The following is a 24,085-nucleotide window of genomic DNA, read 5'->3' as shown; positions in this document are numbered from 1 at the left end:
ACCGTCCCGGCATTCAGGCGATCTCACCCACCCTCTTTCGCTCACCTGTGCGACCCCCTCACCCCCAACCCCCTCACCCCCACCCCCTCTCACTCCTCGCCTCTCACCCCCTCCCTTCAACGGAAGGGCTTCGTGTCATCCCGCCGACCTGGCTCCGCCCTACCGCGCGTGTCAAGGGGGGCGAGTGCACCGATACCCACGGCGTCGACTGCGGGCCGCCCCCCTTGATACGTGTGGTAGCCCGTAGGGAGGTCGGTGGGATGACACGAAACCCTGCCCCACAACGGACCCGGCACAGAACCGCCCACCAGCCCGTCATCCTGCTGATCTGCCCGTCCGGCGAGGACTCTCTTAATCTTCAAAAACACCCAACTCACCCACCTAACCCAACTCACCCAACCGCGCAAACGCCCCCTCCACCGCCTCCGTCAACACCTCCGGATCCCCATCCGCCAACGCGTTCCCCGCCGTGTAGCACGCCAGCGCCAGCTGCGGCGCGAGCGCCGCCACCTCGGCCGACGCGCCGCGTTCGAGCAGGGTGGCGCGAAAGACCTCGGCCAACCTGGCGAACTTGCGCGCCGCGCGATCCTTCAGCTCCGGGTTCTCGCGCAGCAGCCGTTCGTGCATGCGGTAGTGCTCACCGTCCGCCGTCAGCTCCCGGCACAGCCGCGTCGCGACCGCGCGCAGCTGCGCCACCGCGCCCGCCAGGTCGGTGACCGGCGGCAACGCCCGGTGGCGTTCGGTCAGCTCCTCGACGATCGCCTGCTCGTCCGAGAAGACGACTTCCTGCTTGTCGCCGAAGTAGCGGAAGAACGTCGTGCGGCCCACTTCGGCCCGTTCGGCGATGTCGGTGACCGTCACGGCGGCGAACCCGCGTTCGGCGAACAGCTCGAACGCCGCCGCCACGATCTGCTCCCGCGCGCGCTGCTGCTTGCGCTCGCGCAGCGGCATCCGTTCCGACATGCGCCGAGCATAACGGCCCGGTACGAAGTGCGGTACGGTACTGAGTACCACTTCGAACTACGTACCGGGAGCGACCGTGGGGACCATGGGCACGACCTTGATGACCGGCGCGAGCCGGGGCCTCGGCCGCGAGGCCGCCGAACACCTGCTCCGCCGCCACCCGGACCGGCGCCTGCTCGTCTTCAACCGCAAGCCCGGCCTGGCCGCCGAACTGACCGCGGTCACCGGCAACCGCAACGTCTCCGAGGTGGTCTGCGACCTGGCGTCGTTCGCCGACATCCGCCGTGCCGCCGCCGAGGTGGACGAACCGCTGGACGGTTTCCTGGGCAACGCGGGCCTGCAGATGGCGACCACCCGCAAGCTCACCGCCGACGGGTTCGAGATGACCTTCGGCGTGAACGTGCTGGCCTACCACCTGCTGCTGAACCTGCTGCTGCCGCGCTTCACGAACCCGGCGCGGATCGTCGTGGTCGGCAGCGACGTGCACGACTCCGACCTCAACACCATGGGCCTGATCCCGCCGCCGCGCTGGGACCACCCGCGTGAGCTGGTCAAGCCGGGCAAGGACTCCGCCAAGGAGGGCAGGCGGGCGTACGCCACCAGCAAGCTGGGCGTGATCTACCTCGTCCACGCGCTCCGGCGCAGGCTGCCCGAGGGCGTGGACGTCTACTCCTACAACCCGGGCCTGGTCCCGGACACGGAGTTGGCGCGCGACGCCGGCCGGTTCGGTCGGGCCGCGTTCCGCGCGGTCGGCAAGGTCCTGGTCACCATGCCGTTCGCGACCACCTCGGCCAAGGCGGGTCGACTCCTGGCGGAGACGATGGCGGGACCCCGCCCCGGCGAGAGCGGCTCGTACATCAGCAAGGGCGAGGTGATCCCGTCCTCCCCGGAGTCCTACGACGACCAGCGCGAAGAGGAACTGTGGTCCACCGCCGACGAACTGTGCGGCCTCCCTCTCCGATGACCGCCCACGCCGGGCCACCCCTCGGGGGCGGCCCGGCGCGACGCGCGTCAACCGAGCGGTTCGACCCAGATGTTGCGGAACCTCACGTTCTCACCCGGATCACCGTGGTCCTGCAACCTCAACGGCCCCGCGGTCGGCCCTTCGGCCGCGCCGCCACCCGTCGGCCCGTCGACCACGAGGTCCTGGTGGACCGTGACCCCGTTCCACACCACCGTGACCCGCGCGTTCGCGATCTTCACCCCCGCGCTGTCGAAGCGAGCCGCCCGGAACGTGACGTCGTACGCCTGCCACGTCTGCGGCGCGGTGCCCGCGTTGGCGGCAGCCGCCCGCTTCAGGTAGATGCTCCCCGCGTCATCCGCTCCCAGCGGGTTCTTGCCGTAGCTGTCCAGGATCTGCAACTCGTACCGGTCCTGCAGGTACACCCCGCTGTTCGCCCGCTGCTGCCCCGTCACGCTCGACGGCAGGTTCGGCAGCCAGAACTCCAGGTGCAGCTTGAAGTCCCCGAACCCCTGCCTGCTGCGGATGTCACCGCCGAGCGCCTCCACCGACCCGCCCGACACCGGCCATGACGGGGCGCTGCCGTCGCCGTTGCGCCAGTTCTCCGTGCCGCCACCGCCGTAGAGGACGACGCGCTGGGCCGGGGTGACCGTCAAGGAGTCGAGGTTGACGTGCCCGACGTCCCCGCTGTCCACCTTGTACGCGATGGTGTTCGCACCCGCCCGCAGCGTCAACGCCTCGGTGTGCGTGGCCCACGTGTCCCAGGTCCCGGTGTCGGCCAACGCCACCTGCCTGACCTTCGCGCCGTTGACGTACACGCTCACGGTCTTGGTCCCGGACGACGGGTTGGGCCCGTTGCTGTAGCGCAGGCCCACGTTGTGCGACCCGGCCGCCGCCGCGTTCACCGCGAACCGGGTGCTCGCGCCCGCCGCGCCGTACCCGTCGACGAACCCCGAGCCGGAGTAGCCGGTGTGGTCCGTGTTCACCCCCGTGCCGCCGGACAGGGCCGCGCTCTCGGCCTCGAACGACTGGGTGGCCGACGGCGCGCTGCCGACGAGGTTGTTGAGGGTGTACCAGGCCTCGGTGTTCCACAGCGGAACACCGGTGTTCGAGGAGAACGGGCGCGGCGAGCGCAGGTGCACCACCCGGCCGGCCTTCAGGCCGTTGAGCTTCAACGTCACCTTCCGCCCGTCCGCCGACAACGCGGCCGAGGCGACCGTCAGGCTCTCCTGGTCCACCTTCGGCCCGCCGTACGTCGGCGCCGCCGCGTACCGCCACTGCGTGGCCCGGTACCGACCGGCCAACCCGGCCGCCGTCTCCGCCGACAGCGGCTGGGTGTACTCCACCTCGAACCCACCCGCGATGGCCCGCATCGCCAGCACGTCGAACGTCCGGCCGCCGTTGGGCGCGAGCTTCTGCAGGCCGTGCAGCAGCTTGCCGTTCTGTCCCCAGTTACCGCCGTCCCCGATGCCGCCGATGTAGATCGCGCCGTCGGGGCCGAGGGTGATCCGGTTGACGCCCGCCTCCAGGCCCTGCGTCATCCGGAACACCGCGCCCTGGAACTCGCCGTTGACCTTCTCCAGGAACGCGCGCTGGAGACCGCCGTAGGTGACGTCGCCGAAGACCATCTGCCCGGCGTAGGCGCCCTGGGTGAGCTGGACGGGGGTGCTGGGGGAGTTGGCGATCTCGTTCTGCGGCAACCACAGCACGGGCGCGGTGACCGGCCGCTCGTCGAACGGGCCGGCCGGGGTGGTGTAGTGGTTGAAGAACCGGTCCTGCTTGATGTGCACCATCTTCGACGCGGGCAGGTAGCCACCCTGGTTGTCGTTGACGAAGATGCCGCCCTCGGGACCCCAGCCGATCCCGTTGGGCGTGCGCAGGCCGCCCGCGAGGTAGGTGACCTGCCCGGTGGCGCGGTCGACCCGCACCGTCGTGCCGCGGTTGGCGGCGGGCTGCGGGTTGGTGGTCGCGCCGCCCTCGTTGATCGCGACGGACAGGCTGAGGTAGAACGCCCCGTCCTGGTACAGCAGGCCGAACGCGAACTCGTGGAAGTTCCCGCCGTAGGGCCAGGACGCCACCGCGCGCGACTGGTCGATCACGTCGTCGCCGTTGGTGTCGGTCAGCTCGGTGAGCTGGTGCTTCTGCGACACGTAGATCCTGCCGTCGAGCACCTTCAAGCCCATCGGCTCGCGCAGGTTCGCCGCGATCCGCTTGGTGGTCACCCGATCGGGCGAAGTGGCCCCGGTGACGTTGCCCAGCACCCACACCTCGCCGGTGTTCGTGCTCTTGCCGTCCCAGGTCGCGATGGCCAGGCGACCGTCGGGGAACCAGTCCATCGCGCTGACCCGCGGCTGGAATCCGGTCGGGCGCAGGTTGGTCACCGTGTAGTCCGGGTGCACGGCGTTCAGCGGCAGCCCGTCACCGGGCGAGTCGGCGCCGGTCGCGCAGTCCTTGCGACCGGGCGCGGTGACCCGCACCACCCCGCTGTCCGTGCTGAGCGCCGAGTTCGGCACGACCGCGAAGGCGGTGGCGCCCGGCGGCTTCCACTGCAACGTCAGCTGCTGCCCGCCGTCGCGCTCGAAGTGGTCGATCAGCAGCGAGTGGTACCCGGTTGACAGGGTGATCGAGCCGTCCTTGGGGTCCGGCCCGTGCAGCCCGTCGTGGTCGACGACCACGCTGCCGTCCACGGACAACCGCGACCCGTCGTCGCTGAGCAGCCGGAACGCGTAGCTGCCCGCCTGCGTGACGTTGATGTTGCCGGTGACCTGGGCGACGAACCGGTCGGCGAAACCGAAGTCGGCGGTGGACGTCCAGTCGACGGTGGGCATGAGCTTGTCGACGTTGGGGGTCTGGGCGGGCTTGAGCGCGCAGAGCCGGTCCAACGACACCTGGACGTCGAAGACCCGCAACGTCACGCCGGGCTCTTGGGGTGGCACGGCGTCGCTCTCGGGATCGGCCGTGGCCGGTTGGCCCAGGCCGCTGAGCAGCAGGGCCGCCACCGACAAGCCGAGGGCGGAGTCACGCGCCCGTCGTGCTGTTCGTCGCGCTGTCCGTCGTGCTGTCCATCTCATGATCCATGCTCCAGGAGGGCAAGGACGACCACGCGTTGTCCGACGTCGTCGTCGCACGGTTGCAGGGTCCGCACGTCGTGGCGGGGTGAGACAGGGAGAGCCGTGTCCGGTCACAGGGGAACGTGAGGAACGTGAGGAACGTGAGGAACCGTAGGTCGACGGCAGTGGTCTAGTCCAGTACTTTCGCTGATCCTGACCGGACTTTTGTCTGGTTCATGCATAAGTTCGGACAAGAACATTCGACCCTTTCTCCTGGCCGGTTGCCGCCCTATGATTCTGGGAGCGCTCCCAGAGCGTCGCGCTGCCCGTACCCCTGCTCGTGCCCCTGCCAACGGCGGTGAAGGGACCAACGACGTGAGGTTGCTACTGCTCGTCTCGCTGATGGCCCTGACCCTCGCCCCACCCGCCGCGGCCGCGGCGCCGGGCGAGTGGATCGAGGCGGAGGGCGGCGCCCTGTCCGGCGTCGTGGTCGAGACGACCGTCGAGGGCTTCTCCGGCGCCGGCTACGTCGGCGGGTTCGACGAGGCCGCCGACCACGTGACCATCACGATCCCGGACAGCCCCGGCGGGCTGCACGACCTCACCGTCCGCTACGCCGCGCCCCACGGCCCGAAGCAGACGGCCGTCTCCCTCAACGGCGCCTCCGTCGGCGACGTGGCGCTGGCCGAGAACCCCGGCTTCACCGAGGCCACCGGCGCGAAGCTGGTGCTGGCCGAGGGCGACAACACCGTCACCTTCACCACCGGCTGGGGCTGGTACCTGATCGACGCGATCAAGGTGACCCCCAGCGCGCCTCCCGCGCCCGGCGTCCACGAAGCCGAGGACGGCGTGCTGAACGGCACCGTCGTCGAGTCGGCCGTGGCCGGGTTCTCCGGTCGCGGCTACGTGGCGGGCTTCGACACCGGCACGGACAACGTGACCATCACGATCCCGGACAGCCCCGGCGGCCTGCACGACCTCACGATCTTCTACGCCACCCCGCACGGGGCGAAGACGGCGTCCCTCTCGCTCAACGGCGCGGGCCTGGGCGACGTCCGGTTCCCCGAGCACCCCACCTTCACGTCCATCCCGGCGGGCAAGGTCCTCCTCCGCGCCGGCGACAACACCGTCACCGTCACGAACAACTGGGGCTGGTACCTGATCGACGCGATCAAGGTGACGCCCAGCGCGCCGCGAGGTCCGCACCAGGTCACCGGCGCGTTGACCGACCCGGCCGCCACCGCCGAGGCCAAGGGCCTGATGCGCTACCTGGCCGACAACTACGGCGAGCGCATCCTGTCCGGCCAGCAGGACCAGGCGAGCATCGACTGGGTCGAGCAGAACATCGGCGAGGCGCCCGCCATCGGCGGCTACGACCTGATGGACTACTCGCCGAGCCGGGTCGAGCGCGGCACCGTCGGCCGGGACGTCGACCACGCCATCGCCTACGACCGGCGCGGCGGCGTGGTCACCCTGGCCTGGCACTGGAACGCGCCGTCCGGCCTGATCGACCAGCCCGGCAAGGAGTGGTGGCGCGGCTTCTACACCGACGCGACCACGTTCGACCTCGCCGCCGCGCTGGCCGACCCGTCCTCCGCCGACCACCGGCTCCTGATCCGCGACATGGACGCCATCGCGGTGCAGCTCAAGCGGCTCGCCGACGCCAAGGTGCCGGTGCTGTGGCGGCCTCTGCACGAGGCCGAGGGCGGCTGGTTCTGGTGGGGCGCCAAGGGCCCCGGCCCGGCCAAGGAGCTGTACCGGCTGCTGCACGACCGCCTGGTGGGCCACCACGGGCTGCACAACCTGATCTGGGTCTGGAACTCCGTCTCACCCGACTGGTACCCCGGCGACGACGTGGTCGACGTGGTCAGCATGGACTCGTACCCGCCCCAGGGCGACCACGGCCCGGTGATCGGCCCGTACGAGAAGCTGGTCGAGCTCGGTGGTGACCGCAAGCTGGTGGCGCTGGGCGAGGTCGGCTCCATCCCCGACCCGGACCTGGTCCGCGCCTACGAGGCCCGCTGGTCCTGGTTCGTCACCTGGTCGGGCTCGTTCATCCAGGACGGCGTGGTCAACCCGCGCGACTTCGTGCAACGCGTGTACGACCACCCCGACGTCCTCACCCTCGACGAGCTGCCCGACTTCAAGACGACCCAGGGCGACTGCGCCGCGACCATGCGGGTGGTGACGCAGTGGGGCACCGGCTACCACGTCGAGATCACCCTGCGGCACCAGGAGAACTCGCCGTCCGCGGGCTGGCGGGTGACCTGGCCGCTCGCCGCGGGGCAGGGCATCCGGCACGTCTGGGGCGCGACCATCGCCACCGACGGCACGACCGCGACGGCGAAGAACCTGTCGTGGAACGCGGCCGTCAAGCCGGGGGAGAGCACCACCTTCGGCTACCTCGCCAGTGGCTCCCCGACAGCGCCTGCCTTGACTTGCGCTATCGGGTGATCACGTCCGGTGGACCGGCGGGAGCGAACAGGGGACCGGACGCGGTGTCCGCACCCACCTCCCGCCACCACCGGGCTTGTTCCGGTGTCGTGACGTCGGCGGCGGTCACGCCGACGCCGGCGTCACGCACCACCTCCAGCACACCGGCCAACGCCCGCGCCACCGCCGACCCAGGCCGGGACGCGGGCGACTGCGCCAGCCGGACCGCCCGCACCGGCACGCCGTCGAGCAGGCGCGCCAAGTCGCCCGGCGCGGCGGTGAAGTCCTCCACCTCGACGCCCACCCCGTCCTCGGCCAGGTACCTCAACGTGTCGGCCGCCTCTCCGCGCTCGTCGGACAACGCCTCGCCGGACAATGCCCCACCGGACAAGGCCCCGCCGGGCAACGCGTCGCCGGGCTCACCGAACAACGCCTGACCGGGCACGCCGAGCCGCAACGACGACGCGGGCAACCCGGCGCCGGACAGCGCCTCGCGCACCACGCCGTGCAGCTCCGGGTCCGCCGCCTGGCTCGGCGTCAACGCCCACCGCACCGGCAGGTCCCGGCCGGTCTCCCGCCGCCACGACCGGGCCTGCGCGCACGCCGTCCGCAGCGCCCACGTGCCCAGCGGCACGATCAGCCCGGTGTCCTCGGCCAGGGCGAGGCACTGCTCGTGCGGCAGCGGGCCCAACGTCGGGTGGTCCCACCGCAGCACCGCCTCGGCCGACTCCACCCGCCCGTCCGCCAGCCGTACCACCGGCCGGTACAGCACTCGGAGCTCGCCGTTCTCCCACGCGCCGGGCATGGTCGCGGCCAGGCTGAACGCGCGCCGGTCCCGGCCGTCCCGCACCGGGTCGGCCGGCTCCCACTGCCTGCGCCCGTTGCCCCTGGCGCGCCGCAGGGCGAGGTCGGCGGAGTCGAGCAGGTCCGACGGCGTCGAGTCGCGCGACGGAAGGTGCACCACGCCGATCGTGGCCGACACCGCCACCCGCTTGCCGTCGGCGTGGAACGGCGCCGACAGCAGGTTGTTGATCCGCCGGATGGTGGTCACCACGTCGGGCGTGGTCGGGCTGTTCTCGACCAGGATCGCGAACTCGTCGTGCCCGAACCTGGCCACCATCGCATTCTCCTCGGCCACCACCGCCCGCAGCCGTCCGGCGACGACCTTGAGCACGTGGTCGCCGACCTCGCGGCCGAGGCCGCCGGTGATCCGGGAGAAGCCGTCGAGGTCGAGGTGGAACACGCTGACACCCGTGCCGGGGTCGGCCGTGCGCAGCGCCTGCTCCAGCCTGCTGGTGAAGTACTGGCGGTTGGGCAGCCGGGTCAGCACGTCGTGCAGCGCCTGGTGGTTGAGCTGGCCTTGCAGGAGGTTGACGTCGGTGGCGTCCTCGGCGAGCACGATCACCTGGGCGCGGCCCTCGACCCGGCGCAGCGGCGCCAGCGTGAGCACCACCCAGGCCGGCTCGCCGTCACCGCGCAGGAGGCGGCGCGGCTGGGTGAGCGACGCCGTGCCGTTGTCGGCGAGCTGCGCGAAGTCCGCGCGCAACGCCGTCCGCTCGTCCGGGTGCGCCAGCTCGAACAGCGACAACCCGGCCAGCTCGGCGGGCGGCCGGTCCACGATCCGGGCCAGCGCGCCGTTGGACCGCACCAGCCTGCCGTCCGGGTCGGCGGTCGCGATGCCGGTGGACAGGTGGTGCTCCAGCAGCTCGAACCTGGCTTCGCCGTACTGGAGTTCCACCTGCGCCTCGCGCATCGCCTTGTAGAGCGAGCGGCCGAGCTGCTCCTGCTGGGCCAGGACGGTGGCGCGGACCTTGTCGACGAAACCGGCGGAGAGCGCGGCGATCACGTCGACCACGCGTTCGCGCAGCTTGTCCGGCGGGGCGAGGGCGGGCATGCCGAGCAGACCCTTGCTCACGACCTCCACCGAGACCTGGAGCGCCTCGGCGGTGGTGCAGTTGAGGTCGACCAGCGCGTCGCCGACCTCGCGGCCGGCGCGCTGAGCCGGCGACTCGCCCGCCACGCCCGCGCACAACCTCTCGACCAACCCGAGCAGCTGCCGTTCCAGCTCGACGTTGGTGAGCGGGACGAACGTGCGGGAGCTGAGCAGGTACGCCCACTTCTTGGCGAGCTTCGTCCGGACCCGCGGCCCGTCCGCGTCCTGGGGGAGCGCAGCGGTCATCAACGGCCCCCGACCACCGGCTCTTGACCCGGTTTGCGGCCGACACCCGCCCAGACCTGGTTGTTGTCCTCGGCCTGGTCGGCGATGTCGCCCGCGCCGCCGGGCCGCCACAGCGCGTGCCCCACCACCCCCGGCTCGACCAGCTCGTAGCCGTCGAACAACGCCGTCACCTCGGCGTGCGTGCGGTACACCAGGTTGTCCTTCGACCTGCTCTCGCGCACCGCGGCCGCGGCGCGTCGCATCGTCTCCGCGCGGTCGTCGGCGGTGGCGTGCGAGATCACCATGAAGCTGCCCGGGGCCAACCGGTCGCGGTACCGGGCGAGCAGCCTGCCCGGCTCCTCCTCCGGCCGCACGAAGTGCACGACCAGCAGCAGGAGCAGCGCCACGGGCTCGTCGAGGTCCAGCAGGCCGGTCACCTCGGGCCGGTTCAGCACGTCCACCGGCTCACGCAGGTCCGCCTGCACGGCCGCGGCGTTCCCGTTGTCGGCCAGCAGCAGTCGGCTGTGCGCGATCGCGACCGGGTCCTTGTCGACGTAGACCACCCGGCAGTCCGGCGACACCTCCTGCGCGATCTCGTGCACGTTGCCCGCGGTGGGTATGCCCGAGCCGATGTCGAGGAACTGCCGCACGCCGCGTTCGGCGAGGTGCGTGACCGCGCGGCGCAGGAACGACCGGTTCAGCCGGACCAGGTCGCGCGCGCCGGGCAGCACCTTCAGCATCTCGTCGCCCATCGCCCGGTCCACGGCGAGGTTGTGCGCGCCGCCGAGCAGGTAGTCGTAGGTCCTGGCCACGCTCGGCACCGTGGTGTCGACGCCTTCAGGAATCCAGTCCAGGTCGCTCATGGCGCGCTCCGGGCTTTCGTGAACAGGTCGGGGGGACGGGCGGACCATGACATCCAACCCCTTGTGCCACGCACGCACCAGTGGATTCGACGATTTAACTCCAATGCGCGATCCCGCTGGGCTCCGAACGGCGCATAGAGTGCACGCCGATGAACTCCCGCGCAAATGCCGGTAACGCCGGTAAAAGCGAGTCACCCACGGTTCCGGGGCGATTACCGCACCGGACGCCGATTCGGCGAATTCCTGCCGGGATGGACAAATCCCGGAGTCGGCCGCCGATGACCGCTCGGCACGCCCGTTCCGCCCACTGATGGAGGCCGTCCTCTTGCGGTACCCACTCGCCGCCTGCCTGGTGGCGCTCGTGATGGCGTCGTCGCCGACCCCCGCGTCCGCCTCGACCTCCACCACCTGCCGTGACGTCGACGTGCCGGTGACCGTCCTGGGTCACCGCGAAGTCGTGCACGGCACGCTGTGCGCGCCGACCGGCGCCGCCACCCTCCTCCTGCTCATCCCCGGCTCCACCTACAACAGCTCCTACTGGGACTTCCCCGACGGCAGGCACTCGTTCCGCGCCGCGCAGAACGCCGCCGGTGTCGCCACCTTCGCCGTCGACCGGCTCGGCACCGGCCGCAGCTCGCGACCCCCCGCCGTGACGCTGACCGCGTTCGCGCAGGCCGATGCCGTGCACCAGGTCGTGCCGGGCCTGCGGGCCGGCGCGCACGGGCCGCGGTTCAGCCGGGTCGTCATCGGCGGCCACTCGCTCGGCGCGGCGATCGCCGTGGTGGAGGCGGGCACCTACCACGACGTGGACGGCGTGCTGCTGACCGGCATGACGCACCGGGTGAACCCGGTCGGCGTGGCGACGGCGTTCGCGAACTTCCGCCCGGCCAACCTGGACCCGAAGTTCGGCCTGCTCCACCCGCCGGGTTACCTGACCACCGCGCCCGGCACCCGGTACGCCGGCTTCCACGCGCCGGGGGAACTCGTGCCGGACACCATGGAGATCGAGGAGGCCACGAAGGACGTCTTCTCGCCGACCGAGGCCGCCGACGGGCTCGGCGTGGCCGTGCTCCTGCCGTACAGCCTGCTGATCGACGTGCCGGTGATGACCGCCGTCGGCTCGCGCGACCCGGCGGTGTGCGGCCTGCTCGCCACGGACTGCTCGACGTCGGAGACGCTGCACGCGGCCGAGGCGCCGTACTTCCGCGCCCCGCTGCGGGCCTACGCGCTGCCCGGCTACGGCCACTCGATCAACCTCGCGCCCAACGCGCGGGACTACTACTCGGCGGTCTCCTCCTGGGTCTCGCAGGAGGTGGGCCGCTGACCGGTGGTGCGGGGCCCGCACGCGCCGCGGGCCCCGCACCACCGCGCCGTCACCCGATCGGCACTTCCGCCCACACCACCTTGCGGTCCTCGTGGTGGTCGAAACCCCAGCGCACGGACAGCCGGTTGACCAGCAGCAACCCGCTGCCCCCGGTCGGGTCGTCCGGTCTGCCCAGCACGGGCAGCAGGCTGGGACTGCGGTCCTCCACCTCCACCCGCACGACCTGCCGGTCGTCCACCCGCCGCAACCGCATCCGCCACGGCCCCTGCGCGTGCCGCCGCGCGTTGCCCACCAGTTCGGTGGCTATCGACGCGAGCTCGGCGACGCGTTTCCCGTTCAACTCGTAAGCGACCTGCCGCACCCAACCGGTGATGGCGTCGGATGCTTGGACGCCGCCCAGCGCCAGGTCGAGCCCGTCGTCAGGCAGGTCCACCGTATTCATCGCACGCTCCTTCGGCACCCTGTCTGCTCAAGGCGCACGCACGAGGTAACCGTTTGACGGACGTCTCAAACCACGATCTCCACCACTTTTTCGGCGACGAAATATTCACGCTGCGTAGCGAACCGGCTCCGCGTGACGAGCGCGGCGGGTGGGCCGACACCTCTGCCGCCGTCGCCGGCGCGCCGGCCATCGAGCGGTGTTCGTCGACGACCTCGCCTACGTCACCCGTGGGGGTTCGACCCCGTCGACGTGACCGCGTGAGCGGGCGCAGTCGGGACCTGCGCGAGTTCCTGCGCCAGCTCCACCGCGGCCCGCGCCGGGTCACCGCCGAACCGGCTGGGGAACGCGTCGCGCACCTGCCAGCCCGCGCCGCGCAGAGCACGCCACCGGGCCAGGTGAGCCACCGCGCCGTCCGGGTGCGGCCGGGTGTCCAGGGCGACGGCCGACCCGCGTTCGCCGACCACCAGGTCGACCCGCCACCGACCGACCGGGTAGCCGGTGCGCGCCGCCAGGCCGAGCCCGGTCAGCTCCGCCGCCAACCACGAGGTCCACTCGTCGGACGGCGCGACGCCCCCGGTCTCGTTCGGCGGCGCCTCGGCGTGCCGCAGGTACTCGCCGATGAGCCCGACCGGCTCGGCGGCCGACGTGATGACGTGCACCAGCCGTCGCGCCCGCGTGGTCAGCACGGCGAGCAGGTTGCGGTCGTTGGCGAACCGCCAGGCGGCCGGCCGGTCGGCGTCGGTCAACGCCAGGCTGATCACGACCTCGTCGAACTCCGAGCCCTGCACGCCGTGCACGGTGCCCACCCGCACCCCGCCCGTGGTGATCTCGTCCAGGCTGAGCCGGTCGAGCAGGGCCTGTTCCACCGCGTCGGCCTGCGCCCGGAACGGTGTCACGACGCCGATCGAGCGGACACCGGCGGCGATGCGGCGGCGCAGGTGCGCGAGCACCGCGTCCACCTCGACCTCGTTGACGCCCTTGTCGTCACGGACGCCCTCGACGTGCTCCACGTCGATGCAGTCCACGTCCGCGATCGACGGGTGCGTGGTCAGCAGCGCGATCCGGCCCTCGTAGAACCGGGTCGCGGCGAACCCGATCAGGTGCGGCGCGCACCGGTGGTGCTCGGTCAGCCAGTGCACGCCGGCCGCCGCCACGCCCGCGTCGAACAGGCTGACCTTCGGCACGTCCAGCCGGTCGGCCAACGACTCCGTGCCCTCCGCGGCCACCGCCTCGCGCACGGCCTGCTCGCCGACGAACGACACGTGCCGCAGCTGGCGCGGGTCGCCGCCGATCACCACCCGCCTGCCGCGCAGCAGCGCGGGCGCCGCCAACGGCTGGTCGACGTGGCTCGCCTCGTCGATCACGACCAGGTCGAACGCGCCGGGCACGGCGGGCAGGATGTCCTCCACGTCGGCCAACGTCCCCACCCACAACGGCAGGGCGCGCACCAGGTCGGAGGGCGAGATGTCCGCCAACGCCCGCCGCCGGGCGGCCCGGCCCGACCTCAGCGCCGTCGCCAACGCCGCCACCGCGCGCCGAGGCCCGGCGCCACGACGGCTCACCGCCAAGGTGGCCAGCCACGCCGCGATCGCGGCGTGGCCGCGCGCGTCCTCCTCGGCCAGCAGCCCGCGCAGGGCGTCCAGCGACGTGCCGCCGTTCGCGGCGACCCGGACCTGCGCGGCGGACTGCTCGGCGGCCCGCACCGCCGCCTCCAGATCCGCCACGGCCACGTCGCCCGCCGCGCCCGTCGTCCGCCGTGCCGACCGGAGCGCCCACCGCGTCCGCCACCCGCCGAACGGCCCGTGACGCGGGCGCAGCAGCCCGTGCAGCCGCTCGAAGTCCACGCCTTCGTCGAACGCGCGTGGCGCCACGACCCGGTGCGCCGGCATCAGCGCCTCGAACCGCACCGCCGCCTCGACCAGCTCCTCGTCCCGCAACGCCTCGCGCACCGCGCGTTCGACCCGGGCCACCGCCGCGACGGCGCTGCGCCGGTTCCGGTCGAGCTGGTCCAGCTCGCCTTTCGCGGTGGTGGCGGTCAGTCCGGAGCCGAGCTCGCGCGCCATCTCCTGCCGCAGCTCCGAGTCGCCGAACAGCACCGGCACCGGCCCACCCGCGCGCCGCAACGCCTCGCCGAGCACATCGGCGGCGTTGCGGGTCCGGCCGGCCAGCAGCACCGACCGACCCGACGCCACCGCGTCCAGCGCCACCGCGGCCAGGGTGTGCGTCTTGCCGCTGCCCGGCGGCCCGCCGATCACGGTCACCGGCGCGGCGCGGGCCGCCAGCACCGCCGCCCGCTGGCTCGGGCTCAACGGCAGCGGGCCGTGCACCACGTCGTCGTCGTCGATCGGGGAGTCCTCGGTCGACGAGTACAGCCCGGCCAGCGCGGTCTGCTCCACGCCGGCGCGTCGCGCCCACGTGTAGAGCGAGGCGCCCCGCTCGGTGCTGACCACCGGCTCGCCCGCGTGCAGCCCGGCCCCGGCCACCACGACCAGCTCGTCACCGCCGACCAACCGGCGCGGGTCGTGGTCCGGCCCGAGCACCGGCACGTCGGCGAACCCGCTCGCGGTCAACGTCGCGCTGATCCACTCCGCGCCCCTGGCCAGCCGCGTCTCCAGCTCCGCCGCCTTGGTCCAGTCGGTCAGCAGGGGGAACACGCCCACGTCGCCGGCGACGTGGAACACGTGGCCGCGCCGCCCCGCCGGGTGCAGCCGGACCGGCCGCGACACCAGCGGCAGGCACACCCGCCTGCGCCGGCCGTTCACCGTGGCGGGTCCGCACAGGAAGGCCCAGCCCAGCCTCAGCAGCCGTTCTTCCTGGTGCAACGCGTCGAACGAGGCCAACCGGTCGACGGTCGCCCGCTGGTCGGGCCGGGCCGTCCACGGCGCCGGCGTCCAGGTGGGCGGTTCCAGGGTCTGGGTGAGGGTCCGCCACGCGGACTCGTCGGCGCCGAACCACAGCAGCCCGGCCGTCCTGGTCAGGTCGAGCTGGACCCGCTGCGGCTGCTCGGAGGCGCTGAGACGGGCCAGCGTGCGCAGCACGGCGGGAACGGTCACGGCGGAAATCCTGCCATCCGGGTCCGACAACGGGACCGGGATCCGGTGGCGACCCGGATCAGGTGCGAGCGGGTCGCAGGTGCGGAGCCGGATCAGGCGCGAGCGGTGAAGAGCGCGAAGCTCGGGCTGCGGCGCAGCGGACCCCAGAACTCCTCACCGCGCCCGTCCTCCGGGACCACCGCGGCTCGCCGGGTCACGTCGTGCAGCCCGGCGCGGGTCAACGCGGCCTCGATCACGTCGCCGAGCCAGTAGAAGGAGTCGAAGTCGAACGGCGGGTCGCCGAGCACCCGCACCACCACCGGCTGCCGCGGGCCGGCCGGCCCGGTGCGGACCACCTCGTAGCCGTAGCGGGCGTAGTCGGCGAGCGCGTCCCAGTCCGCATCCGGGTTGGGCACCAGCACGGCGAGCGTGCCGCCGGGCGCGAGGTTGGCGCGCAGGTTGCCGATCATCCGGTCGAGCGCGGCCTCGTCCTCGGCGTACCCGAGCAGCCAGATCGCGGTCACCACGTCGAAGACGCCCAGCACCGGCAGTGCGTCCGCGTCGTGCCGGTGGTAGGTGATGCCGAGCGGCGCGCGGCTCTCCGCCTCGCGGGCGTGGGCGACCATCTCGTTCGCCGAGTCGACGCCGACGACCCGGTCCGCGCCGAGGCGGCGGAACTCGCGCGGGTAGAAACCGGTGCCGCAGGCGACGTCGAGCACCGACTTCCCGCGCAGGTCGGGCAACGCGGCCAGCAGCGTGGCGCGTTCGGCCAACCCGGTCGGGATGTGCTTGGTGCGCTCGTAGAGCTCGCCGAGCGCGTCGTACTGGTCGTCCGATTCCGCCATGTCCGCGACCTCACCGCCCGCCGTAGAGCCCCGGATAGCCGGAACCGGTGAAGTGGTCGGCGAACGGGCGGATCGTGGCGGTCAGCCGGATCAGCGCGCCGTCGCGTTCCAGCGCCTGCTGGATCACGGGCTGGTGGCCGGGGTGCGCGCCGAGCACCACGACCACCTCGGCGACGTGCTCGGCCTTCACGACCTCGCCGATGGGCGCGAGGCACTCCCGCACGGCGGCGGCGTCGGTGCGGGCGATCCGGCGGCCGAGGCCGGCCATCCGGGCGGGGTCGGCCGCCAGTGCCGCGGTGACCCCCGGCAGCGGGACTTCGTCCCGGGCACGGTCGCCGAAGTCCGCCAGCAGCGCCAACGACAACATCTCGTACGCGGCGCGGATCCGTTCGGCCCCGATCGAGTGGGTGTCGACGCGGAACGCGTGAATCAGCCGTTCGGCGACCCCGACCACGTCCCGCCGGCGCACGATGCCGTCGGCGTTGGAATCGAACAACCGGAGTCGGCGAGCGAATCTTTCACCGAGGTCACCGCCTGCCATGACCTCGATGCGATTCATAGCGCGCCCCCTGGATCCATGCTATGGCACCGGGACGTCATTACCATTACCCGATGGGATGAATGCCGTTTTACCCGCCTCAATGATCACGGATCTCCTCGGCGACGATCGCGAGTCCCCTCGGCGACCGCCGCGTCGACCTTGCCGAGCACCGGCGCACTTCCGTCCTGGTGGCCCTGTACCGGCGGCCCCGACCCCGGCACACTGGAGACCGGCGACGCTTCCCCCGTTCGCCCGACACGAGGGGGAACGCGCATGACCAGGTACCGGGCGGCGCTGGCCGCCGCCGAGCGGGGCTGGCCCGTGATGCCGTTGCGCCCGCACGGCAAGACGCCCGCGCTGCGCGGCTGGGACGACGAGGCGACCCTGGACCCCGACCGGATCAGGCGGTGGTGGTCGCGGCGGGCCTACAACGTCGGCATCTCGTGCGGCCCGGCCGGGCTGCTCGTGGTCGACCTCGACGTGCCGCACGGCCGCGAGGCGTTCGCCCGCCGCGCCTGGCAGCACGGCGACGAGGACCCGCGCGACACCTACACGGTGGCCACGCCCAGCGGGGGAGAGCACCGCTACTTCCGCGCGCCGGACGTGCCGCTGGGCAACACCGCCGGCCGGATCGCGCCGCACGTCGACACGCGGGGCGTCGGCGGGTACGTGGTCGCCGCCGGCTCCCTGCTCGGCCACGACCGGTACCGGGTCGTGCGGGACGCGCCGGTCGCGCCCGCGCCCGAGTGGCTGGTCGCCGTGCTGACCCCGCCGCCGCGGGAGGACCTGCCGATCCCGGCCCAACGGCCCTCGCCGCGCCGGGTCGACGCCTACCGCGCCGCCGTGGTGGAAGGCGAGGCGGAACGCGTCCGCGAAGCACGTCCCGGCGCACGCGCGCACATCGTGTTCACCGCCGCGTGCCGGCTCGGCGAGCTGGTCGGCGCGGGCTGGCTGGACCAGGCCACCGCGATGGCGGTGCTGCTGTCCGCCGCGGCGCGGCACGACGGCGTCGAGGGCTGGACCGGACGCGAGGCACTGCACCACGTGGAGAACGGCATCGCGCTGGGCCGCCGGCAGCCCCGCGTGCTGCGCTAGGGCTCGGGCACCTCCAGCCCGTCGCGGTCGGCCCACGCCAGCAGCGGCTCCAGCGAGAACACCGCGTCGTCGATCCCGGCGTGCAGGTCGCCCAGCTCCGCGAACCGCGCCGGGACCGTGGCGATGGTGAAGTCACGCGGGTCCAGCGAGTCGATCTCGTCCCACCGCACCGGCGTGGACACGGTCGCCTCCGGCACGCCGCGCACCGAGTACGCGCTGGCGATCGTGTGGTCGCGCGCGTTCTGGTTATAGTCGACGAACAGGCTGCGCGGGTCACGGTCGCGTCGCCACCACGCCGTGGTCACATCGTCGGGCGCGCGCCGCTCCACCTCGCGGGCGAACGCCAGCGCCGCCCGCCGCACGTCGGCGAAACCCCACTCCGGCTTGATCCGCACGTAGACGTGCAGCCCGGCCCCGCCCGACGTCTTCGGCCAGCCCACCGCGCCCAACTCGGCCAGCACCTCGCGCGCCACGTGCGCGACCCGCCGCACCCGGTCGAACGGGCAGTCCGGCATCGGGTCGAGGTCGATGCGCCACTCGTCGGGCTTCTCGGTGTCGGCGCTGCGCGAGTTCCACGGGTGGAACTCCACCGTCGACATCTGCACCGCCCACACCACGTCCGCCACGTCGGTCACGCACAGCTCGTCGGCATGCCGGTCGTACCTGGGGAAGTGCACGCGCACGGTCCGCACCCACGGCGGCGCGCCGCCGGGCAGCCGCTTCTGGTGCACCTTCGCCCCGGCCACCCCGGACGGGAAGCGGTGCATCATGCACGGCCGCTCGCGCAACGCGCGCACGATGCCGTCGCCGACCGAGAGGTAGTAGTGGGCGAGGTCGAGCTTGGTCTCCCCGCGGGCGGGAAAGTAGACGCGATCCGGGTTCGAGATCCGCACGACGCGGTCCCCGACCTCCAGTTCCACCGAAGGCACCTTTCCGGCCATGCGGGCAAACCTAACCCGGATCGCGTCGATCAGCGCGTCACCAGCCTCCTCTCGCGGTTCGTGGCGGCGATCACGACGGCCGCGACGGCGACGGCGGCGCCCACGAGCGGCACGGCCGGTGCGGCGATCGCGCCGCCGAGCACACCCGCGCCCGCGATGCCCGTGTAGATGGCGGACGCGTTCAGGGCCAGCAGCAGGTTCGCCCGGTCCGGGTCCACCGCCACCAGCGCCGCGAACAGGGGCGGGTTGAACGCCCAGAACAACGCGCCCCACGCGGCCATCACGACGTGCGCCATCGGCCCGGCCACCATGGTCGGCAGCACCACGAGCACCGCCGCGCAGCCGCCCAGCGCCACCAACAACGGCGTGCGCGTCCCGTGGCGGTCGGCCGCCACGCCGCCGACCGCGTTGCCCAGCACACCGCCCACGCCGTAGGCGAGCAGGTGCCCGCCGTCGGGCGGGTGGCCGGTGATCGGACCCAGGTAGCCGTAGACGCTGAACGTGGCCAGGCAGGCCAGCAGCGACACGGCCAGCAGCCGCCGCACCGGCGGGTCGGCCAGCGGCGCGAGCCGTTGCCGGAACCCGACCGCCGGTCCCGGGCGCACCGGCGGCACGGCGGACCGCACCACCAGCGCCGCGACCACGCACAACACCGCCACCAGCACGAACGCCGCCCGGTAGCCGTGCCGGTCGGCGACGAACCGCCCGGCGGGCACGCCCAGCAGCGTGGCCGCGGTCAGGCCCGCCGTCACCACCGCCATCGCCTTGGCCTTGTGCCCGGGATTCAGCTGGGCGGCGACCGCCGTGGCCGCCGGGGTGGCCAGCGCCGCCCCGAACGCCGTGAGCACGCGGGCGACCAGCAGCAGGTCCAACGTCGGCGCCAGCGCCGCGCCGACGTTGCCCAGCGCCGCGACCGACAGGGCGGCCACCAGCAGCGCCCGCCGCTCGAACCGCGCGGTGAGCATCGCCAGCACCGGCGAGCCGACCGCGTAGGCCAGGGCGAACGCGGTGATCGTCTGACCGGCCGCGGCGGTGGTGACGCCGTGGTCGGCGGCGACCTCGGTCAGCACCGCCGCGACCACGTACCCGCTGGATCCCGCCGCCACCGTCGTCGCGGCGAGCGCGGCGGTCCGGGCGCGCATCAGGACACCAGTCGGGGCGGCGCCGGGGTCAGGTGGGCGGTCAGGTCGGGCGGGCGGCGGCCGGTGAACGCCACCCGGTAGACGATCTCCCGCACGAGGGCCACCGGTCTGCCCGCGCTGAGCAGGGTGGCCTGGCACCACAGGGCGGGCACGTCGCCCGGGTCGTCGGGCAGCGGGTCGGCGAAGTCGGGGTCGTCGGGCGCACGGGTGGTGCTCGCGTAGTGGGTGGCCCGGTGGGCGCCGGTGACCAGCATGCCGAGCGGGGTGTAACCGCGGGCCAGTTCGTCGCGGCCGGGTTCGTCCAGTTCGAGGCCGCGCTGGTGCACCAGCGCGGTGATCGCGGCGAGGCGCGGACCGTGGCCGCCCAGGTGGGGGACTAGGTAGCCCTCGCGCCGGGTCACTGCGGTGTGCGGGGGTAAGCCGAGCAGGTGGGCCTGTCGGGGGGTGAGGTGGTGTCGGGTGTCGGGTTGCCGGGGGTCGCGGCGCAGGCGGTAGCCCACCCACAGGGACAGCACGCGGGTGAAGGGGACGGGTACGTCGCGCAGGAACCTGGCCATGGTCTCGGCCCGGGCGCCTGCCTCATCCGCGTGTTCGGCGGGTGCTGAGTGGATCATCGGGGTGCACCTTCCGGTGAGGCCGCACAACGCGTCGTGCGGACGTCGGTGCGATGGACACCACGATGAGGCCGCATTGATGCGGAGACATCGGTCGGGTGACGTAGAAGATCGCGCATTCATTCCACTGTGGACAAGATGAGGTCGGCTCGGTTCACACCTGTGACCCGCCGCTGCCCCGGTCGGCCGCACCGACCCCGCCCTACGGCCCCGCCCTACGACGCCCCGGTCCTCAGTCCCGGCCCGCTCAGCTCTCCACCGGCCGCGAGGCCAACCACAGCCGCTGCCCCCGCCGCGACGCGTTCTCGGCGTCGTGGGAGAAGCCGGGTAAGTCGGCGTCGATCATGCCCCTCCCTCGGCGGCGCGGCCCGGGACCACCGCCCGCACCACGGCGTCCACGTCGGTGCCGGCGGAGGTGATCATCCCACCGGACGGGTCCCACACCGCCGAACGACCCGCCGCCGACTCGTACCCCTCGCCGGTCGAGCCCGCGAAACTCGCGATCGCCACCCACACACCGTGCCCGACCGCGATCCGCCGCGCTCGCTCCCGCACCACACCCGAATCCCAGGCGTGCTCCAACACGCCGGCCACGTACACGTCCACGCCCAACGCCACGGTGTCCGCCGCGTGCCGGGGAACGCCGGTGTCCTTGCACACCGCCAACCCGAGCCGCACGCCGTCCACCTCGACCACCGCAGGCGCGTCACCGGGCCGGAAGCGCAGCGCCTCCCGACCGCCGAGCCACATCTTCCGGTACGCCACCCGCACACCGGCGCCGGACACCTCCAGCACGCCGATGTTCGGCCCGCCCACCGGCCCGCCGACGGACCCGTCGGCCCATCCGCCACCCGAGCCGCCACCGCGCCCGCCGAACGACCCGCCGACCGGCGCGCCCGCGAACGCCACGGTCCCCGTCTCGGCGCAGGCCCGCGCCAACGGCTCCACCAGCTCGAACGGCACCACCGGCGCGTCGAAGTGGTACCCCGTCAACGACAGCTCCGGGAACACCACGACCCGCGACCCAGCCGCGCGCACCGCCTCGACGTGGGCCGCCACGTTGGCGGCCACGTCGTAAGGGGTGCAACGCGGCTGGGCTACGGCGATCGTGATCACCCGCCGACCCTAACGAACCCGACCCCGACGAGAACCGCGCCCGACCGAACCCGGACGGCCCCCGCCTCCGTCACGGCCCCGCCTCCGTCAGCGACCTCGCCCCCGGCACGGACCTCACCGCCCCGGCCGCGGCACCTTCGCCCAGTCGACGTCCGAGCCCAGGTAGAAGCTGGTGTACGCGGGCTGGTTGTAGGCCGTCTGCTGCCGGGCCACGTCCACCCGGTACTGCGGGTCCTGCATCAACGAGTACAGCTTGTGGCCGGTGACCTCCGTGCTCAGGTAGATCCGCAACGCCGAGCTGTCCGCCGTGCGCACCACCAGCTCCTCCCGCCAGTCGCCCAGCACGTCCGCCACCAGCGACGGGTTGCCCTTGGTGTGGTTGTTGGTCAGGGTGCCCCCGGCGGTCAGGAGCGTCCCGCGCCGCCAGTCCTGGATCGTCGGCGTCACGTCGATCGCGCCGTCCACCACCTGGGTGGTCAGGTCGGCCGCCCAGCGGATGCTCGCGTTCGTGCCCGGGATCGTCGTCGACAGCGGTCGCCCGTCGGCCGACCACAGCCCCGCCGCGTCCACGCCACCCGGCAACGACGCCCACGTCTCCAGCCCCGGCTCGTCCGGCAGCACGTCGCCGACCATGCCGCGCCCGGTGTCCCGGCCGGTGTACCCGCCGTAGAGCACCTCGCCGGTGGCCGCGTCGCGCAGCGAGTAGCCGTAGGGCGCCGACGTCGCGCCCTCGTGCACCATGTAGATCTCCAGGCCCGGTCGGGCCGGGTCGATGTCGGTCACGTGCAACGCGTCGCCGTGCCCGAGCCGCGCCTCCACGCCGGGGTTCGCGCTGCCCGGCGGCAGCACGGCCGAGGAGTTGTAGAGCACGTCGCCGTCGTGGTCGACGGTCGACGCGCCGTAGACGATCTCCTGCTTGCCGTCGCCGTCCACGTCCGCCGCGCTCAACGAGTGCGCACCCTGCGTGGCCAGGCCGCCGTGCGTCGGTGACGTGCCGTCCTTGCCGTGCACCGCGGAGTTGAACGGGTTGCTCATCGGCACCCAGCCGCTGTCCACCAACCAGTCCTTGACCAGCTTGCGGCCGTTCCACCGGTACGCGGCCAGCGTCGTGCGGGTGTAGTAGCCGCGGGCGAAGATCGCCGACGGCCGCTTGCCGTCCAGGTAGGCGACACCGGCCAGGAACCGGTCCACCCGGTTGCCCGGCTCGATGCGGGAGTACGCGTAGTCGCCCCACATGAGCCCGTCGTCGTGCCGCCCCGGCTCGTACCGCACCGTCTCCAGCTCCCGGCCGGACCTGCCGTCGAACACGGTCAGGTACTCGGGGCCGTCCACGATGAACCCGGCGAAGGCCCGCAGGGCGTTGCGCGTGCTGCGGGCCGGCGCGTAGACGTCGACGAAGTAGTCGGCCAGCGCCCGCGCGTCCGCGTCGGACAGCGGGTAGGTGTGTCGCACCGGGATGCCGAACGCCTGCTCCAACGTCGCCGGCCACCGCCCCGCCACCACCTCGGGGTGCGCGTGCCAGCCCCGGAACATCTTCACCACGTGCTCGTAGTAGCCCGCGCCGCTGAGCCGGTAGTCGTCGCTGTGCGAGTAGCCCGCGCGCACGTCCTCGCGCGGCATCGTCACGTGCCGCTCGGACACCGCGTTGCCGCGCCGGTCGTACGTCGTCACCTTCGTGCCGGGCGCGGTCTTCATCATCATCTCCGAGCGGCCGTCGCCGTCGAAGTCGTAGACCAGGAACTGCGTGTAGTGCGCGCCGGAGCGGATGTTCACGCCCAGGTCCACGCGGTGCAGCAACGTGCCGTCGAACCGGTAGGTGTCGACGTAGGTCGGGCCCGTGTAGCCCACCTGGGACACGTCCTTGGAGTTGGACGGGTCCCACTTCACGACGTACTCGTAGCTGCCGTCGCCGTCCACGTCGCCGACGCTGACGTCGTTGGCCCGGTACGTGTACGCCTCGCCGGCCGGCGTCACGCCGTCGGCGGGCTTGCGCAGCGGCAGGTCGTGGGACCCGCCCGCCCACGGCGACACGGGCTCGCTCGCCTCGCCCTGCCGACCGCGCACCACCGGCGCCACCCGGTACTCCGAGCCGCCCTCGGTGTCGAGGTAGTTGGTGCTGTCGGTGACCGTGGCGATGCGGCGGCCGTCGCGGTAGACCGCGAACGCCGGCCCGGCCAGGCCCGTGGCGGTGTGGCCGGTGACCTCGTGGCGCAGCAGCCGCCAGCTCAGGAACACCCCGGCCTCGGTGCGCGCGGCGACCAGGCCTCGGTCGAGGCGTTCGAGCCGCGGGCCGTCGGGGGTGGCCGAGGCGGGGGAGGAGACGGAAGACGTGCTCAGGACTAGCGCTAGGGCCGCCAGTACGGCGGGCAGGGGTCTGACGCGGGTCATCTGCGGCCTCCAATGGGCGCGACGTTGCGCGAGGTGCGTGACGACGCCACACGATGAACCGTTTCAACAGGAAAGGCAAGGTCTGAGGTCGGCCGGATGTAGACCTCATGTCGTTGACGTTGCGGCGCTGGAGAATCAAGCTTGACGCCGTGGTGGCGCTCACCTAGCGTGGTTGAA

17 protein-coding genes are annotated in these 24,085 nt (G+C 72.8%); 4 read left to right on the top strand and 13 right to left on the bottom strand.

Annotation, left to right across the window (positions count from 1 at the left end; all coding sequences use genetic code 11):
* Nucleotides 1-381: 381 nt before the first annotated feature.
* Nucleotides 382-963 carry a TetR/AcrR family transcriptional regulator gene (locus tag ACQPYE_RS20585; RefSeq protein ID WP_498713509.1) on the bottom strand — a complete coding sequence of 194 codons (582 nt, stop codon included), beginning with the start codon at nt 961-963 and terminating at the stop codon, nt 382-384.
* An 85-nt stretch (nt 964-1,048) separates the two neighbouring features.
* Between ACQPYE_RS20585 and ACQPYE_RS20580 the strand changes: the two genes are divergently transcribed.
* Nucleotides 1,049-1,927: an SDR family NAD(P)-dependent oxidoreductase gene (locus ACQPYE_RS20580; RefSeq protein WP_498713507.1), complete on the top strand. Its 879-nt coding sequence runs from the start codon at nt 1,049-1,051 to the stop codon at nt 1,925-1,927.
* 47 nt (nt 1,928-1,974) lie between these two features.
* Here ACQPYE_RS20580 and ACQPYE_RS20575 read toward each other — a convergent pair whose 3' ends face one another.
* Nucleotides 1,975-4,995, bottom strand: a complete 3,021-nt coding sequence (locus ACQPYE_RS20575) for a 3-keto-alpha-glucoside-1,2-lyase-like domain-containing protein (protein ID WP_498713505.1) — start codon at nt 4,993-4,995, stop codon at nt 1,975-1,977.
* Between the two features lie 354 nt (nt 4,996-5,349).
* On the opposite strand from ACQPYE_RS20575, the gene ACQPYE_RS20570 reads away from it, so the two are divergent.
* Nucleotides 5,350-7,428 carry a glycosyl hydrolase gene (locus tag ACQPYE_RS20570; protein ID WP_498713503.1) on the top strand — a complete coding sequence of 693 codons (2,079 nt, stop codon included), beginning with the start codon at nt 5,350-5,352 and terminating at the stop codon, nt 7,426-7,428.
* Here ACQPYE_RS20570 and ACQPYE_RS20565 read toward each other — a convergent pair.
* Both ACQPYE_RS20565 and ACQPYE_RS20560 read right to left on the bottom strand, forming a co-directional pair.
* A complete protein-coding gene (locus tag ACQPYE_RS20565) occupies nt 7,418-9,586 on the bottom strand; it encodes a putative bifunctional diguanylate cyclase/phosphodiesterase (RefSeq protein WP_498713500.1) in 2,169 nt (722 codons plus the stop codon). The two genes, ACQPYE_RS20570 and ACQPYE_RS20565, sit on opposite strands and share 11 nt — an antisense overlap.
* Complete coding sequence (locus ACQPYE_RS20560; protein WP_498713498.1) at nt 9,586-10,428, bottom strand: SAM-dependent methyltransferase; 843 nt, start codon at nt 10,426-10,428, stop codon at nt 9,586-9,588. Before ACQPYE_RS20560 ends, ACQPYE_RS20565 begins: the two co-directional genes overlap by 1 nt.
* 325 nt (nt 10,429-10,753) lie before the next feature.
* Here ACQPYE_RS20560 and ACQPYE_RS20555 point away from each other — a divergent pair, with 325 nt between their 5' ends.
* Nucleotides 10,754-11,752: an alpha/beta hydrolase gene (locus ACQPYE_RS20555; RefSeq protein ID WP_498713497.1), complete on the top strand. Its 999-nt coding sequence runs from the start codon at nt 10,754-10,756 to the stop codon at nt 11,750-11,752.
* 49 nt (nt 11,753-11,801) lie between these two features.
* Here ACQPYE_RS20555 and ACQPYE_RS20550 read toward each other — a convergent pair whose 3' ends face one another.
* The 4 genes from ACQPYE_RS20550 to ACQPYE_RS20535 all read right to left on the bottom strand — a co-directional run bounded on the left by ACQPYE_RS20550 (nt 11,802) and on the right by ACQPYE_RS20535 (nt 16,567).
* Nucleotides 11,802-12,194 (bottom strand): ATP-binding protein, encoded by a 393-nt coding sequence (locus ACQPYE_RS20550; protein ID WP_498713495.1) that lies wholly within the window; start codon nt 12,192-12,194, stop codon nt 11,802-11,804.
* Nucleotides 12,195-12,415: 221 nt separating this feature from the next.
* Entirely contained in the window at nt 12,416-15,247 is a 2,832-nt protein-coding gene (locus tag ACQPYE_RS20545; protein ID WP_498713493.1) for a DEAD/DEAH box helicase, read from the bottom strand.
* Nucleotides 15,248-15,339: 92 nt separating this feature from the next.
* The gene (locus ACQPYE_RS20540; protein ID WP_498713491.1) at nt 15,340-16,071 is read right to left on the bottom strand and encodes a class I SAM-dependent methyltransferase; all 732 of its coding nucleotides are present in this window, start codon (nt 16,069-16,071) and stop codon (nt 15,340-15,342) included.
* Nucleotides 16,072-16,081: 10 nt separating this feature from the next.
* The gene (locus ACQPYE_RS20535) at nt 16,082-16,567 is read right to left on the bottom strand and encodes a hypothetical protein (RefSeq protein WP_498713489.1); all 486 of its coding nucleotides are present in this window, start codon (nt 16,565-16,567) and stop codon (nt 16,082-16,084) included.
* Between the two features lie 318 nt (nt 16,568-16,885).
* Here ACQPYE_RS20535 and ACQPYE_RS20530 point away from each other — a divergent pair, with 318 nt between their 5' ends.
* Nucleotides 16,886-17,707, top strand: a complete 822-nt coding sequence (locus ACQPYE_RS20530) for a bifunctional DNA primase/polymerase (RefSeq protein ID WP_498713487.1) — start codon at nt 16,886-16,888, stop codon at nt 17,705-17,707.
* Here the strand turns inward: ACQPYE_RS20530 and ligD are convergent.
* The 5 genes from ligD to ACQPYE_RS20505 form a co-directional block, all read right to left on the bottom strand.
* Entirely contained in the window at nt 17,704-18,648 is a 945-nt protein-coding gene (ligD, locus tag ACQPYE_RS20525) for a non-homologous end-joining DNA ligase (RefSeq protein ID WP_498713485.1), read from the bottom strand. The two genes, ACQPYE_RS20530 and ligD, sit on opposite strands and share 4 nt — an antisense overlap.
* A gap of 29 nt (nt 18,649-18,677) precedes the next feature.
* Nucleotides 18,678-19,790, bottom strand: coding sequence for an MFS transporter (locus ACQPYE_RS20520; RefSeq protein WP_498713483.1), 1,113 nt, complete (start codon nt 19,788-19,790; stop codon nt 18,678-18,680).
* Complete coding sequence (locus tag ACQPYE_RS20515; protein WP_498713481.1) at nt 19,790-20,404, bottom strand: hypothetical protein; 615 nt, start codon at nt 20,402-20,404, stop codon at nt 19,790-19,792. The genes ACQPYE_RS20520 and ACQPYE_RS20515 overlap by 1 nt, the downstream gene beginning before the upstream one ends.
* A 342-nt stretch (nt 20,405-20,746) precedes the next feature.
* Nucleotides 20,747-21,520 (bottom strand): carbon-nitrogen hydrolase family protein, encoded by a 774-nt coding sequence (locus ACQPYE_RS20510; RefSeq protein WP_498713479.1) that lies wholly within the window; start codon nt 21,518-21,520, stop codon nt 20,747-20,749.
* A 114-nt stretch (nt 21,521-21,634) separates the two neighbouring features.
* A complete protein-coding gene (locus ACQPYE_RS20505; protein WP_498713477.1) occupies nt 21,635-23,908 on the bottom strand; it encodes a rhamnogalacturonan lyase in 2,274 nt (757 codons plus the stop codon).
* Between the last annotated feature and the right edge of the window lie 177 nt (nt 23,909-24,085).

Origin of the sequence: Actinosynnema sp. CA-299493, assembly GCF_050946825.1 — a bacterium.
Taxonomy (GTDB): domain Bacteria; phylum Actinomycetota; class Actinomycetes; order Mycobacteriales; family Pseudonocardiaceae; genus Actinosynnema.
This window is presented reverse-complemented; position numbering and strand designations above follow the sequence as displayed.

Bases quoted from the DNA above. Each gene is read 5' to 3' on its own strand.
- ACQPYE_RS20585 (WP_498713509.1), bottom strand. From the start codon at position 963: ATGTCGGAACGGATGCCGCTGCGCGAGCGCAAGCAGCAGCGCGCGCGG.
- ACQPYE_RS20580 (WP_498713507.1), top strand. From the start codon at position 1,049: ATGGGCACGACCTTGATGACCGGCGCGAGCCGGGGCCTCGGCCGCGAG.
- ACQPYE_RS20575 (WP_498713505.1), bottom strand. From the start codon at position 4,995: ATGAGATGGACAGCACGACGGACAGCGCGACGAACAGCACGACGGGCG.
- ACQPYE_RS20565 (WP_498713500.1), bottom strand. From the start codon at position 9,586: ATGACCGCTGCGCTCCCCCAGGACGCGGACGGGCCGCGGGTCCGGACG.
- ACQPYE_RS20560 (WP_498713498.1), bottom strand. From the start codon at position 10,428: ATGAGCGACCTGGACTGGATTCCTGAAGGCGTCGACACCACGGTGCCG.
- ACQPYE_RS20550 (WP_498713495.1), bottom strand. From the start codon at position 12,194: ATGAATACGGTGGACCTGCCTGACGACGGGCTCGACCTGGCGCTGGGC.
- ACQPYE_RS20540 (WP_498713491.1), bottom strand. From the start codon at position 16,071: ATGGCGGAATCGGACGACCAGTACGACGCGCTCGGCGAGCTCTACGAG.
- ACQPYE_RS20530 (WP_498713487.1), top strand. From the start codon at position 16,886: ATGACCAGGTACCGGGCGGCGCTGGCCGCCGCCGAGCGGGGCTGGCCC.
- ligD (WP_498713485.1), bottom strand. From the start codon at position 18,648: ATGGCCGGAAAGGTGCCTTCGGTGGAACTGGAGGTCGGGGACCGCGTC.
- ACQPYE_RS20520 (WP_498713483.1), bottom strand. From the start codon at position 19,790: ATGCGCGCCCGGACCGCCGCGCTCGCCGCGACGACGGTGGCGGCGGGA.
- ACQPYE_RS20515 (WP_498713481.1), bottom strand. From the start codon at position 20,404: ATGATCCACTCAGCACCCGCCGAACACGCGGATGAGGCAGGCGCCCGG.
- ACQPYE_RS20505 (WP_498713477.1), bottom strand. From the start codon at position 23,908: ATGACCCGCGTCAGACCCCTGCCCGCCGTACTGGCGGCCCTAGCGCTA.